The sequence below is a fragment of the Streptomyces sp. NPDC004609 genome, from assembly GCF_042873655.1.
Taxonomy (GTDB): Bacteria; Actinomycetota; Actinomycetes; order Streptomycetales; family Streptomycetaceae; genus Streptomyces.
In genome coordinates this window covers 44,767-62,320 of the sequence record NZ_JBIALS010000028.1, presented here as the reverse complement: position 1 = coordinate 62,320, position 17,554 = coordinate 44,767, and the positions used below count along the sequence as shown (strand labels likewise).

At 70.6% G+C, this 17,554-nt stretch carries 17 protein-coding genes; 13 read left to right on the top strand and 4 right to left on the bottom strand.

The window, feature by feature from the left end; translation table 11 throughout:
* Positions 1-42 precede the first annotated feature (42 nt).
* The 3 genes from ACFYT4_RS25410 to ACFYT4_RS25400 all read left to right on the top strand — a co-directional run bounded on the left by ACFYT4_RS25410 (position 43) and on the right by ACFYT4_RS25400 (position 1,976).
* The gene (locus ACFYT4_RS25410; protein WP_389273353.1) at positions 43-801 is read left to right on the top strand and encodes an SIS domain-containing protein; all 759 of its coding nucleotides are present in this window, start codon (positions 43-45) and stop codon (positions 799-801) included.
* Between the two features lie 42 nt (positions 802-843).
* A complete protein-coding gene (locus tag ACFYT4_RS25405) occupies positions 844-1,221 on the top strand; it encodes a hypothetical protein (RefSeq protein ID WP_389273350.1) in 378 nt (125 codons plus the stop codon).
* A gap of 116 nt (positions 1,222-1,337) precedes the next feature.
* A complete protein-coding gene (locus ACFYT4_RS25400) occupies positions 1,338-1,976 on the top strand; it encodes a LysE family translocator (protein ID WP_389273347.1) in 639 nt (212 codons plus the stop codon).
* 147 nt (positions 1,977-2,123) lie between these two features.
* Here the strand turns inward: ACFYT4_RS25400 and ACFYT4_RS25395 are convergent, their stop codons facing one another.
* Together ACFYT4_RS25395 and pdxH are read right to left on the bottom strand one after the other, a co-directional pair.
* Positions 2,124-3,551 carry a PAS domain-containing protein gene (locus ACFYT4_RS25395; RefSeq protein WP_389273344.1) on the bottom strand — a complete coding sequence of 476 codons (1,428 nt, stop codon included), beginning with the start codon at positions 3,549-3,551 and terminating at the stop codon, positions 2,124-2,126.
* A gap of 389 nt (positions 3,552-3,940) precedes the next feature.
* Complete coding sequence (gene pdxH, locus ACFYT4_RS25390; RefSeq protein WP_389273341.1) at positions 3,941-4,627, bottom strand: pyridoxamine 5'-phosphate oxidase; 687 nt, start codon at positions 4,625-4,627, stop codon at positions 3,941-3,943.
* A gap of 381 nt (positions 4,628-5,008) precedes the next feature.
* On the opposite strand from pdxH, the gene ACFYT4_RS25385 reads away from it, so the two are divergent.
* Complete coding sequence (locus tag ACFYT4_RS25385; protein ID WP_389273338.1) at positions 5,009-6,109, top strand: citrate synthase 2; 1,101 nt, start codon at positions 5,009-5,011, stop codon at positions 6,107-6,109.
* A gap of 75 nt (positions 6,110-6,184) precedes the next feature.
* Here the strand turns inward: ACFYT4_RS25385 and ACFYT4_RS25380 are convergent, their stop codons facing one another.
* Entirely contained in the window at positions 6,185-7,303 is a 1,119-nt protein-coding gene (locus tag ACFYT4_RS25380) for a DMT family transporter (protein WP_389273335.1), read from the bottom strand.
* 138 nt (positions 7,304-7,441) lie between these two features.
* Here ACFYT4_RS25380 and ACFYT4_RS25375 point away from each other — a divergent pair, with 138 nt between their 5' ends.
* Positions 7,442-8,302: a LysR family transcriptional regulator gene (locus ACFYT4_RS25375; protein ID WP_389273332.1), complete on the top strand. Its 861-nt coding sequence runs from the start codon at positions 7,442-7,444 to the stop codon at positions 8,300-8,302.
* 173 nt (positions 8,303-8,475) lie between these two features.
* On the opposite strand, the gene ACFYT4_RS25370 is transcribed toward ACFYT4_RS25375, so the two are convergent.
* On the bottom strand, positions 8,476-11,376 hold the full coding sequence (locus tag ACFYT4_RS25370) for an FAD-binding and (Fe-S)-binding domain-containing protein (protein ID WP_389273329.1): 2,901 nt from the start codon (positions 11,374-11,376) through the stop codon (positions 8,476-8,478).
* A gap of 220 nt (positions 11,377-11,596) precedes the next feature.
* Here ACFYT4_RS25370 and ACFYT4_RS25365 point away from each other — a divergent pair, with 220 nt between their 5' ends.
* From ACFYT4_RS25365 to ACFYT4_RS25330, 8 genes are all read left to right on the top strand, one after another.
* Positions 11,597-12,223 (top strand): ATP/GTP-binding protein, encoded by a 627-nt coding sequence (locus ACFYT4_RS25365; protein WP_389273326.1) that lies wholly within the window; start codon positions 11,597-11,599, stop codon positions 12,221-12,223.
* Positions 12,224-12,295: 72 nt separating this feature from the next.
* A complete protein-coding gene (gene serC / locus ACFYT4_RS25360) occupies positions 12,296-13,414 on the top strand; it encodes a phosphoserine transaminase (RefSeq protein WP_389273323.1) in 1,119 nt (372 codons plus the stop codon).
* A 145-nt stretch (positions 13,415-13,559) separates the two neighbouring features.
* On the top strand, positions 13,560-14,168 hold the full coding sequence (locus ACFYT4_RS25355; protein WP_389273320.1) for a Uma2 family endonuclease: 609 nt from the start codon (positions 13,560-13,562) through the stop codon (positions 14,166-14,168).
* Positions 14,169-14,509: 341 nt separating this feature from the next.
* Positions 14,510-14,722 (top strand): hypothetical protein, encoded by a 213-nt coding sequence (locus tag ACFYT4_RS25350; protein WP_389273317.1) that lies wholly within the window; start codon positions 14,510-14,512, stop codon positions 14,720-14,722.
* Positions 14,706-15,230, top strand: a complete 525-nt coding sequence (locus tag ACFYT4_RS25345; protein ID WP_389273314.1) for a DUF6879 family protein — start codon at positions 14,706-14,708, stop codon at positions 15,228-15,230. Before ACFYT4_RS25350 ends, ACFYT4_RS25345 begins: the two co-directional genes overlap by 17 nt.
* Positions 15,220-16,059, top strand: a complete 840-nt coding sequence (locus ACFYT4_RS25340; protein ID WP_389273311.1) for a helix-turn-helix domain-containing protein — start codon at positions 15,220-15,222, stop codon at positions 16,057-16,059. The genes ACFYT4_RS25345 and ACFYT4_RS25340 overlap by 11 nt, the downstream gene beginning before the upstream one ends.
* Positions 16,060-16,186: 127 nt before the next feature.
* Complete coding sequence (locus tag ACFYT4_RS25335; protein WP_389273308.1) at positions 16,187-17,308, top strand: radical SAM protein; 1,122 nt, start codon at positions 16,187-16,189, stop codon at positions 17,306-17,308.
* A complete protein-coding gene (locus tag ACFYT4_RS25330) occupies positions 17,305-17,484 on the top strand; it encodes a hypothetical protein (RefSeq protein ID WP_389273305.1) in 180 nt (59 codons plus the stop codon). Before ACFYT4_RS25335 ends, ACFYT4_RS25330 begins: the two co-directional genes overlap by 4 nt.
* The last annotated feature ends 70 nt before the right edge of the window (positions 17,485-17,554 follow it).

Below are 17,554 nucleotides of genomic sequence, written 5' to 3'. Positions count from 1 at the left end.
CACGTACCGTATCCGGGTACCGACCCCCTGAAAGGGCTCGGCATGAGCGAGAGCAAGCTGGCCGGTCAGTTCTTCGATGCGGCGATCGATCTGCTGGCGCGCGTACGGAACGAGGAGGCGGACACCATCGCGGCCGCGGGTGCGGCAATCGCCGACACCGTCGCCGCGGGGGGCCGCCTGTTCGCCTTCGGCGCCGGGCACTCGTCGCTGGCCGCCCAGGACGTCGTCTACCGCGCCGGCGGCTTCGCCCTGATGAACCTGCTCGCCGTACCCGGCGTCGTCGGCGTCGACGTCGTGCCCGCGACACTCGGCTCGGCGCTGGAACGGGTCGACGGCCTCGCCGCGGCCGTCCTCGACACCAGCCCCGCGCGCGCCGGTGACCTCCTCTTCATCATCTCCCTCTCCGGCCGCAACGCGCTCCCCGTCGAGATGGCGGTCAACGCGCGGGCCCTCGGGCTGAAGGTCATAGGCGTGACATCGGTCGCGTACGCGGACGCCACCACGTCCCGGCATGTCTCCGGCACCTTCCTCAAGGACCACTGCGACATCGTCCTCGACTCCAAGATCTCCGTCGGCGACGCGGAACTGACCCACGAGGGCATCGAGGCGCCCTTCGCCCCCGCCTCGACCGTCGTGACCAGCGCCCTGATGCAGGCGACGATGGCCGCGGCGGCGGAACGCCTGGTCGAGAAGGGCGTGGAGCCGCCGCTGCTGAGGTCGGGGAATGTGGACGGGGGCCACGAGTGGAACGGACGGGTGATGTCGGAGTACCGGGAGCGGATCTTCTTCCGCCACGGGTGAGGGGCGAGGGCGGCGGCCCCTCGGACCCCGTTGGCCGGAGACATGAACGGCTTCGCCGACGCCGGTGGGGCGTTGGGACACGCGGCCGATGTGGAGAGCGAGTCCGTCAGGCGCAGCGGCTGGTACGCGCGCTATCTGTGGGTGTACGCCGCCGGGCAGCTCGCCCTCGTACCGATGGCCCTCCTGTGGCGTGGCCTGGCCGCCGCGCTGGTCCTCTCCCTGTTCAATCTGACCCTCGTGTCCGGGCTCAGTGTGTACGCGGCCCGCCAGCGGGTCGTGCGCCGCGGATTCGGCGCCGCCGTTCCCTTGTCGACCGTCCCCCCGCCGACCAGCGGAGATCGCGCTGTGCGCCCTGCCGCGGGCGGTCGTGGCACAGGGCGGGGAAGCAGCACGGCGCCCCGATCGGCCGTCTCCGGATGAGGTGCTCCCCGGTGGCTCGCGCTGCCGTCCGCGCGGGGACGGCAGGGCGGGTCCGGTGCGAACCGGGCACGGAAAGGGGTGCAGCCATGCGCGGTCCCCGTGGTTTCATGTGCCCCATGGTGTCCACGGATCGGTTGCTCGCCTTCGCGGCCATGTCATTCCTGCTGATCGTGATTCCCGGCCCCAGCGTGCTCTTCGTGATCGGGCGGGCGCTGGCGCAGGGCCGCCGCGCCGCGCTGACCACGGTCGTGGGCAACACCCTCGGGGCGTATGTGCTCGTCGTGGCCGTGGCGCTCGGGGTCGGGGCCATCGTGGAGCGCTCGGTCCTCGTCTTCACCGCGCTGAAGCTGGTGGGCGCCGCGTATCTGGTGTACCTGGGCGTCAAGGCGGTCCGCCAGCGGGGCTCCCTCCAAGCCGCGTTCAACGGCGAGGGCCCCTCGCACGGCAGCCTCCGTACCTTCTGGGAGGGTTTCGCGGTCGGCGTCGCCAACCCCAAGACCATCGTCTTCTTCGCCGCCGTGCTCCCGCAGTTCGTCGACCAGGGCAAGGGCAACGTCGCCGCCCAGATGCTGCTCCTCGGCCTCGTCTTCAACGTCATCGCGGTGGCCTGCGACAGCGTGTGGGGCCTGGCCGCCTCCACCGCGCGCGGCTGGTTCGCCCGCTCGCCACGACGGCTCGCCATGATCGGCGGGGTGGGCGGCTTCACGATGATCGGCCTCGGCGTCACGATCGCCGCGACGGGCCGCAAGGACTAGTAGGGCTTGGACGCGCCCTTCGGATCCCGCCGTACCGGCGGAGTTCGCGGCGCCGCACGGCCCCGGTGCGGCCACGGTCCCCGTACGGGACCCCAAGAACCCCATAGCCGTCAAGGGCCGCTTCCCCGTTGAGCGCGGGGCGGTGGCTCACTCGGTGGCGGTCAGGGCCGCGAGGTCCAGGGCGGCCGCGGTGAGGAGCGACATGCTTTCGGCGTGGAGGGTGTCGGGGCGGTCGAACGCGGGGCGGGCGGGGCCGCGGAGGAACGTGGCCACGCCCAGGGTCCGGCCACGGCTGCGCAGAGGGGTGCAGAGGGCGTGGGCCATGCCCTCGGGCCAGCGGCGGTGCAGGGACCAGCTCGCGGCGGCCGGGGGCACATCCCGGGCGGATTTCGGCGCCGGGGCAGGGGCAGAGGGCGCGCTCGCGCGGACCGAGGTGCCCCGGGCCGCCACCTGGAGCGCGGGGTGGCCGGCGGCGTAGCCCACGGGGATGCCGCCCGTCGCCACGGGGACACAGGGGCCGGGCGTACCCGCGGGGGTGGCCGCCGTACGGACGAGCCGGATGCCGTCGCCCGGTTCGACGAGGTCGATCAGGGCGTGGTCGGCGAAGCCCGCGAGGGCGAAGTCGAGACAGACCCTCGCCGCCTCCATCGGGTCCTCGCACTCCGCGGCGGCACGGCCCGCGCGGTGGAGCTGGCCGGAGCGGAAGCGGAGCCGGTCCGCGGCCTGTTCGGCGAGCTTGGACTCGGTGACGTCGTGGAAGAGCCAGCCGATGCCGAGCGGTACGGGCTCCTCCGCGAGCGGGGAGGCGAGCCGGAGAAAGCCGCTGCGCCAGCACCGGCGCCGCTCGCCCTCGGAGCCGCCCGCCAGGGTCACCCACACATCGCTGAGCGCGCGCGGCGGGCCCTCGGCGAGAACGTGGTGGAGGGAGCCCTCCAGCTGCTCGACGCCCTGGACGAGGAGCTCGCCGAGGGGCCGCCCGAGCGGGGAGGTGCGCCCGGAGCCGAACGCGCGGGCGGCGTAGCCGTTGACGACGGTGGGCCGCAGGTCGACGTCGACGAGGACGACACCCCAGGACGCGTCGTCGAACAGGGCCTCGCTGAGCGCGATCGAACGCTCCAGGTCGATCCTGGCGTGCACCTCGCTGAAGGCGCAGTACAGGCCGGAGGGCCTGCCGTCCGCGCCGAGGACCCGCGCCGACTGGGTCCGTACGAGCACCCGCCCGCCGTCCTTGCGCAGCAGGGCGAACTCGTGGACCTGCCGCCCCGGGGCCTCCATCGCGGCCATCAGCCGGCCCTCGACCTCGGCGGCGTCGGCGCGCCGGACCGCCCACCCCGTAAAGCCGCGTCGGCCGACGGCCTCCTGCGGGGACCAGCCGAGGATGCGGGCGGCCTCGCGGTTCCAGTGGGTGATCGTGCCGTCCGCGTCGAAGGCGCAGAGCGCGGCGTCCATGCCGTCGAGGAGCGCGGCGAGCAGGTCCTCCGAGCCCGCGGCCGGGTCGGGGGCCGCCGCGGGCGCGGGCCGCTCCGGCTCGTCGGGCCCGAGTGCGTGGGCCGTGCCGCTCTTCGAAGCACTCATCCTGAGCCCCCTGCAGGACGTGTCCGCGCGAGTTGATGCACGTCGGACCATTCAACTCGAACGTGACCCAGAGCACACGCGGTTCCGGGAAATCGTTGCGCCGGGAAACCGGTTCGTTTATTCGCTTGAAGCCGTCCCGGGAGGTTCCTAAGGTGGTGCGCACACTGAAGGGAGGTGGTTCGGAAGTGATTTCTCACCGGACTCGTGAGGTGACTGCGGGCTAGTCGCCCGTCGTCGCACTCTGTGCGGTCGGCAGGCCACCTGCCGAAATCCAATGCAGTCACCCGACCCGTGGGCCGCCGGTCAGTCCGGCCGGCTTCCCTCCGTCCCGTACGGAGGGAACCAGGCCCGCGGGTCGTCTGCGTTCACGCACCGCCCTCCCGGAAGGCTCAGGGGGACAGCCGCTCCACGGTCCAGGTGCCGTCCGCCCCCGAGGTGTACCGCAGCCGGTCGTGCAGCCGGTTCTCGTGGCCCTGCCAGTACTCCACCGTCTCGGGCGCGACCCGCAGGCCGCCCCACTCGGGGGGTGCCGGGACCTGCTCGCCCTCCGGATAGCGGGTCGCCAGCTCCTCGTACCGGGTGAGCAGCTCGTCACGGGAGGCGATCACCGACGACTGCTCGCTCGCCCAGGCGCCGAGCTGGGAGCCGTGCGGGCGGCTGCGGAAGTACGCCACCGTCTCGTCGCGTCCGATACGGGACGCCGTGCCCGTGACCACCACCTGGCGGGCGATGGGGTGCCAGGGGAAGAGCAGCGAGACATACGGGTTGGCGCCGATCTCGCGTCCCTTGCGGGAGGTGTAGTTCGTGTAGAAGACAAAGCCCCGTGAGTCGTACTCCTTCAGCAGCACCGTGCGGGACGACGGGCGGCCGTCGGGGGTGGCGGTGGAGACGACCATGGCGTTCGGCTCGTGCAGGCCGGCGGTGGTGACCTGGTGGAACCAGCGGGCGAACTGTTCCATGGGCGTCGGCGCGAGGTCCGTCTCCAGGAGCGGTGTGGAGCGGTACTGCTCCCGCATCACGGCGGGATCGGGGACGGCTGCGTTCGCAGGGGAGGCATGGTCGGTCACGGGGGTCATCCTGCCGCAGGGCCGCGGCGGCGCCGAGACCGCGTGCCCCGGCCAAGGGGTTCGCCGCCCACGGCGCCCCGGAGGGGGCGGAGCCACGCGGGACGGGGTGGCACGGGCGGTCGTCGGCGGTGAAGGACCAGTATCCCCGGCACTCAGTGCCGCTAATCCTCCCCGGGCAAAACGGTGCAGTGTGCCGGATCTCACGCTTCCCCGCATCATGGGAACCCGCCAAAATCCAGGGGCGGGGCTCTGTGGTGATTCCACAGCAGGAGATATCGTTCCTGGCCCCCGGCGGCGGGTGACCACCGGTCGTACGGGGCATCACCGAGGTGTCCGGTCCCATCCGATCAACCGCACCGATCTGTTGTACGTACCGTGAGGAGCCGCCTGATGTCCGACTTCGTACCTGGGCTCGAAGGAGTCGTCGCGTTCGAGACGGAGATCGCCGAACCCGACAAAGAGGGCGGTTCTCTCCGTTATCGAGGCGTCGACATCGAGAATCTCGTCGGCCAGGTGTCCTTCGGGAACGTATGGGGACTCCTGGTCGACGGCGCGTTCAATCCCGGGCTGCCGGCGGCCGAGCCGTTCCCGATCCCCGTGCACTCCGGGGACATACGGGTCGATGTGCAGTCCGCGCTGGCGATGCTCGCGCCCGTGTGGGGCCTGAAACCGCTGCTGGACATCGACGAGGAGCGGGCCCGGGACGATCTGGCGCGGGCGGCGGTGATGGCGCTGTCGTACGTGGCACAGAGTGCCCGTGGCCAGGGCCTGCCGATGGTGCCGCAGCGGGAGATCGACAAGGCGCACTCCGTGGTCGAACGGTTCATGATCCGCTGGCGAGGTGAGCCGGACCCCCGGCATGTGAAGGCCGTCGACGCGTACTGGACCTCCGCCGCCGAGCACGGGATGAACGCGTCCACGTTCACCGCCCGGGTCATCGCCTCCACCGGCGCGGACGTCGCCGCGGCGCTGTCGGGCGCGGTCGGCGCGATGTCGGGTCCGCTGCACGGCGGCGCCCCCTCCCGCGTCCTCGGCATGATCGAGGAGATCGAGCGCACCGGCGACGCGACCGCCTATGTCAAGCAGGCTCTCGACAAGGGCGAGCGCCTGATGGGCTTCGGCCACCGTGTCTACCGCGCCGAGGACCCGCGGGCACGGGTGCTGCGCCGTACGGCCAGGGAGCTGGACGCGCCGCGCTACGAGGTCGCCGAGGCGCTGGAGAAGGCCGCCCTGGAGGAGCTCCACAACCGCCGCCCGGACCGGGTGCTGGCGACGAACGTGGAGTTCTGGGCGGCCATCGTCCTGGACTTCGCGGAGGTCCCGGCCCATATGTTCACCTCGATGTTCACCTGTGCCCGCACGGCCGGCTGGTCGGCCCACATCCTGGAGCAGAAGCGCACGGGCCGCCTGGTGCGCCCCTCGGCGCGCTATGTGGGACCGGGGACCCGGGACCCCCGCGAGGTCCCGGGGTACGACGACATCGCGCCCTGAGCGTCCGGCGGGCCCGGGGTGTCCGGCGGGCCCGGTGTGCCCGGTGTGCCCGGTGTGCCGACCCTGGCCGCCGGTTCAGGGGCCGGGGCCGCCGGTGGCGTGGCGCCGGGGCGGGTCGCCGGGGCCCGGTGGGACCGCGGCGCCGGGTCCCGGACCCGGGGCGCGCCCCTTGCCGACCTGGGTCCGTACCGCGCCGATGCTCGCCGCGATGACCAGCGCGATCGCCAGCGCGTCGGTCGCGGAGAGCGCCTGGCTCAGGAGGAGGAACCCGGCCATCGCGGCGACCGCGGGCTCCAGGCTCATCAGCACCGCGAACGTCGGCGCGGCCAGCCGCCGCAGGGCCAGCAGTTCCAGGGTGTACGGGAGGACGGACGACATCACCGCGACGGCGAGCCCGAGCCCGACGACCGACGGCTCGACGAGCGTGGCCCCGGACTCGGCAAGCCCCAACGGCAGGGTCAGTACCGCGCCGACCGCGAGGGCCAGGGCCAGTCCGTCGGCCTTGGGGAAGCGCCGCCCGGTGCGGGCGCTGAAGACGATGTACGCGGCCCACATCACCCCCGCCGCCACGGCGAACAGCGCGCCCACCGGATCGAGCCCGCCGGCTCCGCCGCCGCTGAGCAGTCCGCTCAGCAGGACCACACCGCCGAGCGCGAGGGCGGCCCAGACGAGATTCACCAGCCGCCGGGACACGATCACGGAGAGGGTGAGCGGGCCCAGGACTTCCAGGGTCACGGCCGCGCCGAGGGGAATCCGCTCGGCGGCCTGGTAGAAGAGCATGTTCATCGCGGCCATGACCGTGCCGAAGACGAGGACGGTGCCCCAGTCGGCCCGTGAGTAGCCGCGGATCCTCGGACGGCAGACGACGAGCATCACGGCCGCCGCCAGGACGAGCCGCAGGGTGACGACGCCCATCGCCCCGGCGCGCGGCATGAGCAGGACGGCGACGGCCGCCCCGAACTGCACGGACAGCACCCCGCCGACGACAAGCCCCACCGGCCCGAGGGCGGCCCGCGCGGCCTTCCCGCCCCGCCCGGTGCCGCCGCCCGCGCCGACGGCCGCAGCACCGGCCGGGTCACCCGCGCCGCCTCCGGCCGCGGGGGCACCCGCGCCGAGCGCGGCGGCGGCCTCGGGCTCCGCCGTGACGAACGGGTGGCCGGCCTCGCCCACGACCGGGTTACGGACCTCGTCCACCCTGTTCCTCCCGTTCCGATCGAGCGCCCGGCCGCACACGGATCCGGGCATACGCGGCACACTGCCGGCCCCGCCCACGCTAGTGCGCGGGCGCAGTGGCGTGAAATGCCTATTGCGCTGTCGTTATGCTCCACACGCATGAGCATCGACCTGCGCCATCTGCGGGCCTTCCTCGCCATCGCGGAGGAATCCAGCGTGACCAGGGCGGCGGCGCGGCTGCATCTGACCCAGCCCGCGCTCTCCCGCTCCCTCGCGGCGCTGGAGAAGCACCTGGGTGTCCGCTTGATGGACCGCTCCACTCACCATCTCACCCTCACCGCCGAGGGCCGGATCTTCCGGGAGAAGGCGGCGGCGGCCGTGGCCGCGTTCGACGACGCGGTGGACACGGTGGGGCCGCGGGGCCGGCCGCTGCGGCTCGGGCACGCCTGGGCCGCCCTCGGGCCGTACACGACACCGCTGCTGCGCCGCTGGGAGCGCGAGCACCCGGACACCCCGCTGGAACTGCTCCGTATCGACGACCGCACGGCCGGTCTCGTACGGGGCAGGGTGGACGCCGCGGTGCTGCGCGGGTCCGTCGACGAGCCCGGGCTGGTGACCGTACCGCTGTTCACGGAGCCCCGGGTCGCGGCGGTGACGTCGGACGGACCGCTCGCCGCGCTGCCCCGGCTGACGCTGGCGGATCTGGCGTCGGGGCCGGTCCTGGTGAACCCCGTCTCCGGGATCACCACCCTCGATCTGTGGCCCCCGGACGCCCGCCCGGCCGCCACGGTCACCGTCACCAACACGGACGACTGGCTGGCGGCGATCGCCGCGGGCCGGGGCGCGGGGGTCTCGGCGGCCTCGACGGCGAAGCTGCACCCGCACCCGGGGGTGACCTTCCGCCCGCTGCCGGACGCGCCCCCGGTCCCGGTCCTGCTGGCCCACCGGGCGGGCCCGGCCCACCCGGCGCTGCCGTACCTGGTCGCCCTGGCCCGCGAACTGACCCGCCCCCCGGACTAGGAACTGCCCACCGGACCAGGACTGCCCGCAGCCCCCGCCCCCGGCCTCACCCGGCTACCCCGCAGCCCCCGCTTCCCGCGCTCCCCCAGCTACCCCGCCCCCGGCCTCACCCGGCTACCCCGCAGCCCCCGCATCCCCCTCTCCCCCAGCTACCCCGCCGCCCCGACACCCGGCTACCCCGCAGCCCCCGCCTCAGGTTCCGTCCCCAGCGCCTCCGCCAGGACCTCCGCCAGATGACGGGCCCGCCGACCCGCCAGCTGGGCCGTCTGCGTACGGCAGGAGAAGCCGTCGGCCAGGATCTCCACCGACGGTCCCGCGTTCCGCAGCGCCGGCAGCAACCGGTCCTCGGCGCAGGCCACCGAGACGCCGTAGTGGCCCGCCTCGAAGCCGAAGTTGCCCGCCAGCCCGCAGCAGCCATCGCTCAGATCGCCGCGCAGGCCCGCCCGTTCACGCAGCCTGCGGTCCGCCGCGTCGCCGAGGACCGCGTGCTGGTGACAGTGCGTCTGTCCCGCCACCTCGCGGTCGGCGCGCGGCGGGGTCCAGTCGGGGGCGTACTCCTCCAGTGTCTCGGCGAAGGTACGGACGGACGAGGCGAGCCGGGCCGCGCGGGGATCGCCGGTCAGCAGCTCCGGCAGGTCCGTCCGCAGGGCCGCCGCGCAGCTCGGCTCCAGCACCACCACCGGAACGCCCGGCTCCAGCAGCGGTTCCACGGTGTCGAGGGTGCGGCGCATCACCGCGCGCGCCCGGTCGAGCTGCCCGGTGGTGACATAGGTGAGCCCGCAGCAGACACGGCCCTCGGGCAGCACGGCCCCGAGGCCCGCCGCCTCCATCACCCGGACCGCCGCCCGCCCCACCTGCGGGGACAGATACTCGGTGAAGGTGTCCGGCCACAGCACCACCCTGCGCCCGCCGCCTCCCGGCCGTCCCCGCGCCCAGCGCCGGAAGGTGACCGGCGCGAGCACGGGCAGGGCGCGCTCCGGCGCGATCCCGGCCGCCCGTTTGGCGAGGGCGGCCAGCGGGCGCACCCGGGCGAGCGCGTTCAGCAGGGGCGCGAAGGGTGCCGCCGCCCGCAGCCACCCGGGCAGCCGGCCCATGGTGTAGTGGGACGCCGGGCGCCGCCGCCCCGCGTAGTGGTGGTGCAGGAACTCCGCCTTGTACGTGGCCATGTCGACGCCCACCGGGCAGTCGCTGCGGCACCCCTTGCAGGACAGGCACAGATCGAGCGCGTCCCGCACCTCGGGCGAGCGCCAGCCGTCCCGTACGACCTCCCCGGCGAGCATCTCGTGCAGCAGGCGCGCCCGGCCGCGGGTGGAGTGGGCCTCCTCGCCCGTCGCGCGGAACGACGGGCACATCACGCCGGGACCGGGCGCCGTGTCACGGCACTTGGCGACCCCGACGCAGCGGCGGACCGCGCCCGCGAAGTCGCCGCCGTCCTTCGGATAGCCGAAGACGACGTCGACGGGTTCGCGCGGCAGCACGGCGAACCGCAGCCCCTCGTCCAGCCGCGCGGGCCGTACCAGCATCCCCGGGTTCAGTCCGCCCGCCGGGTCCCACAGGTCCTTGAACCGGCCGAAGAGGTCGACGAGTGGGGCGCCGTACATCCTCGGCAGCAGTTCGGCGCGCGCCTGTCCGTCGCCGTGCTCGCCCGACAGCGAGCCGCCGTGGGCGACCACCAGGTCGGCCACCTCGGCGGAGAACCTCCGGTAGGCCCGTACGCCCGGTTCGCTCAGCAGGTCGAAGTCGATACGGACGTGGATGCAGCCGTCGCCGAAGTGCCCGTACGGCGTCCCGCGCAGCCCGTGGCCGGTGAGCAGGGCGCGGAAGTCGCGCAGATACGCGCCGAGCCGGGCGGGCGGCACCGCGCAGTCCTCCCAGCCGGGCCACGCCTCGGCGCCGTCGGGGGTACGGGTGGCGGTGCCCGCCGCGTCCTCGCGTACGCGCCACAGCGCCCGCATCCCGGCGGCGTCGGACACCACCGTGCCGTCCAGGGCGCCGGCCGCCCGCACGATCGCGCTCGCGCGGGAGCGGGCCTCGGCGGGGGCGCCGCCGCCCGTCTCGACGAAGAGCCAGGCCCGGCCGCGCGGCAGGCCCCGGGCGTCGGGCACCAGGTCGTCGGCCATGCCCTCGACGGTCAGCGGCCGGTGGGCGAGCAGCCCGGCCGCCGCGTCGGCGGCGGCGGTCTCGTCGGGGTAGCCGAGGACGGCGAGCGCCCTCGCCCGGGGCGCCTCGACCAGCCGTACGGCCGCCTCGGTGAGCACGGCGAGGGTGCCCTCGCTGCCGCAGAAGGCGCGGGCGAGGTCGGTGCCGTTTTCGGGGAGCAGCGCGTCCAGGGCGTATCCGGAGATACGGCGGGGCAGTCCGCCGGGGTATCCGGTCCGCAGGAGGGCGAGGTTGCCTCCGACGAGTTCGCGCAGCCCGGCGGGAGCGCGGCCGGGGGCGAGGGACCGGCCGAGGCGGAGCGGGGTGCCCCCGTAGGTGAGGACCGATAGTTCTCGGACATTGTCGGCGGTGGTGCCCCAGGCGACGGAGTGCGCTCCGCAGGAGTTGTTGCCGATCATCCCGCCGAGGGTGCAGCGGGCGTGGGTGGAGGGATCGGGGCCGAAGGTGAGGCCGTGGGGCCGGACGGTGTCCCTGAGGGTGTCCAGGACGACCCCGGGCTGTACGACGGCCGTACGGGTCCCGGCGTCCACGTCCACCACGGCGTTCATATGGCGGGTGAAATCCAGCACGACGCCGGTGCCGGTGGCCTGCCCGGCGATCGACGTACCGCCGCCGCGCGCGACCACGGGCACCCCGTGGACCCGGCAGACCTCCAGTGCGGCGGCCACGTCGTCCGCGTCGCGCGGTGCGACGACGCCGACGGGGACCCGGCGGTAGTTGGAGGCGTCCATGGTCGTCAGGGCGCGGGCGGTGGCCGAGAAGTCGACCTCGCCCCGGACGTGGGCGGCGAGTTCCCGCTCCAGCGGGCCGGCGCCACCCCGTACCGGCGGATCACTCGGGTCACGGGGCACACTCCCACCTTGTGAGTCGCGTGTGCCACTTCCGTCCCACCGAGGGGAGCGTGGTTCAGCCATGTGTTCCAGGATGCCCGCGTCGCCCTCGTCACACCGGGAGGAAACCTTCCCCCTGGGACCATTAGGGCCCTTGGGCCCTTGGCAAAGCCCGGGGTAACAGCCCAAAGTGATCGCCAACTCTCCTATAGTGACGACCACTTGATCAGGAACACGCGGCTCCAGTTCTGCCCCCGCCACCCCTCGGAAGGCAACACTCGATGACCGGCACCGCCCAGGCCCGATGACTCGCGGAACGCGGGCGGACAGCCCCGCCGAGCGCCGTCGTACGCTCCCCGGGACGGCACTGCCCCAGAAGGCCGAGAACGCTCTGAAGATCGTCGTCGTCGGCGGCTTCGGAGTGGGCAAGACGACCATGGTCCGCTCCGTGAGCGAGATCCGTCCGCTGCACACGGAGGAGGTGATGAGCCGCGCCGGGCGCACCCTCGACGACACCAGCCGGGTCACCGCCAAGACCGCCACCACCGTCGCGTTCGACTTCGGCCGGATCACCATCGACACCCGGAGCATCCTGTATCTGTTCGGCGCGCCCGGCCAGGAGCGCTTCTGGTTCCTGTGGGACCGCCTGCTGGCGGGCACCATCGGCGCGGTCGTCCTCGTCGACACCCGCCGGCTCACGGACGCCTGGTACGCGCTGGACCGCCTGGAGCACCACGGAATGCCGTACATCGTCGCCGTCAACGACTTCGGCGGTCCCCTCCACAGCGACGAGCACATCCGTGAGGCACTCGCGCTCGACCCCGATGTGCCGCTGGTGGAGTTCGACGCGCGGGACCACTCGTCGAGCAAGTTCGTGCTGATCGCGCTGGTCGAGCATCTGCACGCCCTGTCGCTGCACCAGAAAGGCTGAACCTCGCCGGTCACCGTCTCAGCCGACGGACCGCGTGTCCGGGGCCGCGGCCGACCGGATACGCTCCGAGGCGTGGCTGAGATCCGGATTCCCGCTGACATCAAGCCCGCCGACGGCCGTTTCGGCGCGGGCCCCTCCAAGGTGCGTACGGAGGCGCTCGACGCGCTGGCCGCCACCGGCACCTCCCTCCTCGGCACCTCCCACCGCCAGGCCCCGGTCAAGAACCTGGTCGGCGCGGTGCGCGAGGGCGTGCGCGACCTCTTCGGGCTCCCCGACGGCTACGAGGTGATCCTCGGCAACGGCGGTTCCACCGCCTTCTGGGACATCGCGACCCACGGTCTGATCGAGAACAAGTCGCAGCACCTGACCTTCGGCGAGTTCTCCTCCAAGTTCGCGAAGGCCGCCAAGCTCGCGCCCTGGCTGGCCGAGCCGACCGTCATCTCCGCCGACCCGGGCTCGCACCCGGACCCCGTGGCGGAGGCGGGCGCCGACGTCTACGCCTTCACCCACAACGAGACCTCCACCGGTGTCGCCGCCCCCATCGCCCGGGTCTCCGGTGCCGACGAGGGCGCGCTGGTCCTGGTGGACGCGACCTCCGGCGCGGGCGGCCTGCCCGTCGACATCGCCGAGACGGACGTCTACTACTTCGCCCCGCAGAAGTGCTTCGCCTCCGACGGCGGCCTGTGGGTGGGTGTCTTCTCCCCCGCCGCGCTGGAGCGCGCCGCCCGGGTGCACGGCTCGGGCCGTCACGTCCCGGAGTTCTTCAGCCTGCCAACCGCGATCGACAACTCGCTGAAGAACCAGACGTACAACACGCCCTCGCTCACCACCCTCTTCCTGCTGAACGAGCAGCTGACCTGGCTGAACGGCCAGGGCGGCCTCGACTGGGCGGTCCGCCGCACGGCGACCTCCGCGCGGGGCCTGTACGGCTGGGCCGAGGCGTCCAAGTACGCGACCCCGTTCGTCGTCGACCCGGCCAAGCGGTCGCAGGTCATCGGCACGATCGACTTCGCCGACGAGATCGACGCCGCCGCGGTGGCGAAGGTGCTGCGCGCCAACGGCATCGTCGACACCGAGCCGTACCGCAAGCTGGGCCGCAACCAGCTGCGGGTGGCGATGTTCCCGGCGATCGACCCGTCGGACGTCGAGGCGCTGACGAAGTGCGTCGACTATGTGATCGAGAACCTGTGACCGCGTAAGCGGCATTTCGAGGGCCCTGGCGGGATCAAACCGCCGGGGCCCTCACTCGTCTGTGTGAACGCTGCGGTACGGGACGCGGAGGGGCCAGTGTGCTTCCGATGATGCGCTCGACACCAGCAGCCTTCAGGAGGCCACTATGCCTGCCGCAGTCGAGCACCCGCGTGAAGGCGAGCCGCAGTCGCTGATCGACGAGGCGAACATCCTCAGGGAGCGGCTTCCCCGCAACCGCATCGAGATCATCGGCGGCGTCATCACGGCGGCACAGCCCGCAGACGGTGCCCACGCCAGGGCACTCACCAAGCTCATGCGCCCGTTCATGACGGCGGGCCTCGACGGCGCGGAGGCCGACGTCCTCCAAGGAATCGGACTGTGGTTGCCCAGCGGCCCCCAGGACTACGCGATCCCCGACCTCGCCGTCGTCGATGCCGACTGCGAAGAACACCTCATCGAGAACAATTGCTACGACCCGGCCGTCTTCCGTCTGGTCCTGGAGGTCACCTCCAGCAACTACCAGGCGGACCTCCGCCACAAGGTCGCCGCCTACGCGCAGGCCCGGATCCCGGTGTACGTCATCATCGACCGCAAGCACCAGCGGCTCCATGTGCTCACCGACCCGGCTGAAGGCGACTACGCGAACCACCGAGTCCACGCCCCTGGTGAACACGTCACGCTCCCCGAATCGATCGGAGCCGAGGTCAAACTCGGCGTGGAGGCGATTCTTCAGGCGGCCGGCCAAAAGAGCTGATCCCGGTGGTCCGGCCGGGACCGCCGCCAAGGGCCTGAGGTTCAGGAACCTCAGGCCCTTCCGCTGTGAGGCGGCGCTGACGCGTCGGCTGAGCTTCTGGAACCGACTCGTTTTCCGGCCCATGGATCGGGTTGTTGCCGGTGTGAGGTGGGCTCCCGGCCTGTACGGCACTACCCAGGTTGACTCGTTCCCCCCGCCTTCCGGCGCTGAGCTTGCGGTGCCTGGGGAAGATCGTTACCCGACAACGCGAATATCGGTGCTGCCGCATGGACGACCAAGGCTTGCCCCCGTAGCTTCGACTCCAGCGGCCCAACCAGGGCCGGGCGCAAGGGGGTTTCAGCATGGCGCGCGAGGAACTGACCCGACTTACCGGCAACGGCAACGGCAACGGGGAGTGCGGAAAGGACGACTGCCCGAATGTCTACCGCACCCCCAACGGCTCGTTCATCGTCCAGGGCAACGTTTCCGAGGCGTTCATGCCACCCGGAGGCGAAGGGCTCGTGGAAATCCCTGAAAGCGTACTGAGGGAGGCCGTACGTGCTCTTGGCTGGTGAGGACTGGGCAGCACGATTCGAGGGATTCCAGCGCGAAGCATGGCGCCTTGAGTCCCTACCGCAGTACCTCATGCCACAGGAGGAAGAGGAATTCGCGGCGTTCAACGCAGGGGCGCGTATCGACCCCTACGCCGTCTCGAACGAGTACACCGACCGGCTGCGCCGACAGGCCGCGGAAGGGCGCTCGCAGGGGCGCGTACACATCGTGACTCGACCGCTGTCGGCCTACCTGCGATTCGAGTTCTCCCAGTATTACGCACCTCATGCGCTGGCGGGTGAGAAGATCCGGATTCTGGACGTGACCAACCGAATGAACCCTCTGGAAGGAGTTCAGGACTTCTGGATCTTCGACCACGCGGAAGTAGTACTGATGAACTATCACCCTGATGGACGACAGATCAATCGCGAGGTCCATGGTGGGGACGTGGCCCGGTTCATCGCGTACCAGCGAATCGCGGTAGCCGAGTCGGTGCCCTTCGAGGAGTACGTGAAGGGCCTTGACGTTTGAGCCCGAGAAGCTGGGTCAGTCCAGATCTGACCTAGCAGAAGTACTGAGAGGTCAGCGCAAGCGAGCTGGGAAAACGCAGACCTGGCTCGCTCGCCGCTGCACCATGTCGCAAACCAAGGTCAGCAACATCGAGAGCGGCAAACTCACGCCATCACTGGTCGATGTCGAATTGATTCTGGAAGCCCTCGGGGCAGACGAAGCCATATCGACCGAAATTCTATCACTGGCAAGAACGGCCAATACGGAATGGCAGGATCACTGGTCCTCTCGCCGCAGAGGATTGGACAAAAAACAGAATGAGCTGGCTAGACTGGAAGCCGCCTCGAAAGAGTTCCGATTTTTCCTCCTGTCGATGATCACGGGACTACTCGCCACGCCTGAGTACGTGCGTGCCAGCATCGCCGACGTGCCCGGTGATCAGTCGAAGACCATTGCGAAGAAATTGGAACGGCAGCAGGTCCTTCACGAACCTTCGAAGTCGTTCACGTTCATCCTTACTGAGCAAGCGGTCAGGTGGCCACTGCTGCCCCCTGTAGAAATGTCCATGCAGTTGGATCGGCTCACATCAGTCTCCCGCATTCCGAATGTGCGCCTTGGCATTGTCCCCTTGGGCGGATACATTCCGGAGAGGCCGCTGAACACATTTACGGTGTACGACCGGAGACTGGCCACCGTGGAAACGGCTACAGGGGCATTGATCTTGCGGGACCATAGAGACGTAACGGCTTATCTCAATGACTTTGAAACCTACGAGCGATATACCATCTTCGGGAACGACTGTCGGGAACTCTTGGAAGGCTGGTCTCTGTTCTTTTCCCGACAACGCTAACATTCCTGACACAGAGCGGAGCCCGTCTCTACTGTGAATCCCAGCCCAAGGCGAAGGGATACAGATGAGTGGAATAGGCAACCAGTAGCCACGATTCGCAGCCCCTGCGGTTCCGAAAAGGAGAGCAATGCATCAGGTAGTCGCTACTCCACAGGATGAAAAGTTCGCAATCGTTCGGCAGGGGGAACGAAAGGCTCTACACATTCCACGCGCCTACTACAACGAGGTGGCGAGCGCGGTAACAGAGAGAAGCCCAGTACCGGGGTGGCTCATTGACGCCGCCGAAGCCGCCTGGGGCCTCCGATTGTCCGGGCAGCCCAGCGACACCGCAATTTTGGTGCGACCACTCACCACACTCAACTTCAGCCGGGCAACCTACGAGATCAACCAGGGTTGCAACTTCGGTTGTGAGCACTGCTTCCTACCGGACCGAAAATTCATGGGGCTATCTGGCGAAGAGAAAGGGCACCTTCTCACCCTGCTCCGTGATGCCGGGGTTCTCTGGCTTCAGTTCACTGGTGGAGAACCGACAATTGATCCTGACTTCCACGCCGCGTACCGCACGGCCTACGACATGGGGATGTTGCTGGAAATACTTACCAACGGGTCAAGGCTCCACCATCCGGCTGTGATCAATCTCCTCACCTCCTTGCCGCCTCATAAAATCACAGTTTCCCTGTACGGTGCTACAGCCGAGAGTTTTGACGCACTCACCCAGCGCGCCGGCTCATTCAAAGCCGTGATGAAGGGAATCACAGCAGCCAAGGAAGCCGGTATTCCCTTGGAGATCACGCTCATCATCACGAAGTACAGCGCCCATGAAGTGGAGGCTATGCGCGAACTAGCCGACCGGTACGGAGTGTCCCGTAAGGAATACGGAACCATCTCCCCCACCTACAAAGGGGGGAACGAGCCACTCGCCACCCAGGCGGAAGACTGGGTTAACCGTTCATCTGTCTTTGCCGGGTGCCCTGCCGGTCACCGCTTCTTTCACGTTGACCCGCACGGGTGGGCGACCATGTGCAAGATCGGCCGTGAAAATCCCGTCAATCTCATGTCCGAAGGACTGAGCGGCCTTGCACGTCTGCCCGGAATCGCAGACTCCCAGATGCTTCGCTCCGGTGGATGCGCCGGCTGCAGGCTGTCGAAGACCTGTCGTGTCTGCCGACCGCTTGCGAAGGTGTACCAGGAGGCGAAGGCACCACTCCGCACCTACTGTCAGCACGGGATGAAGGAGGCAACGAAGTGACTGCTGTTGCGGTAGAGATCATTCCCCGGAGCGCCGTGGGGAACTGGCAGCCAGCCACGGGGCAGGAACAACCCCATGCGTGCGCCGCTGAGCCGGTAGGCGTCCAGATCGTGGACGTGGAAGTACTGGCGTCCGCGTCGGACCGCGGCTGTGGTGACGACAACCCCTACCAGTAGTCGGCCCACCAACTGGTAGTACCCCGCGCGGGTCTCATGGTGCTCACGCGCCACGGGGCCCGCGCTGCTC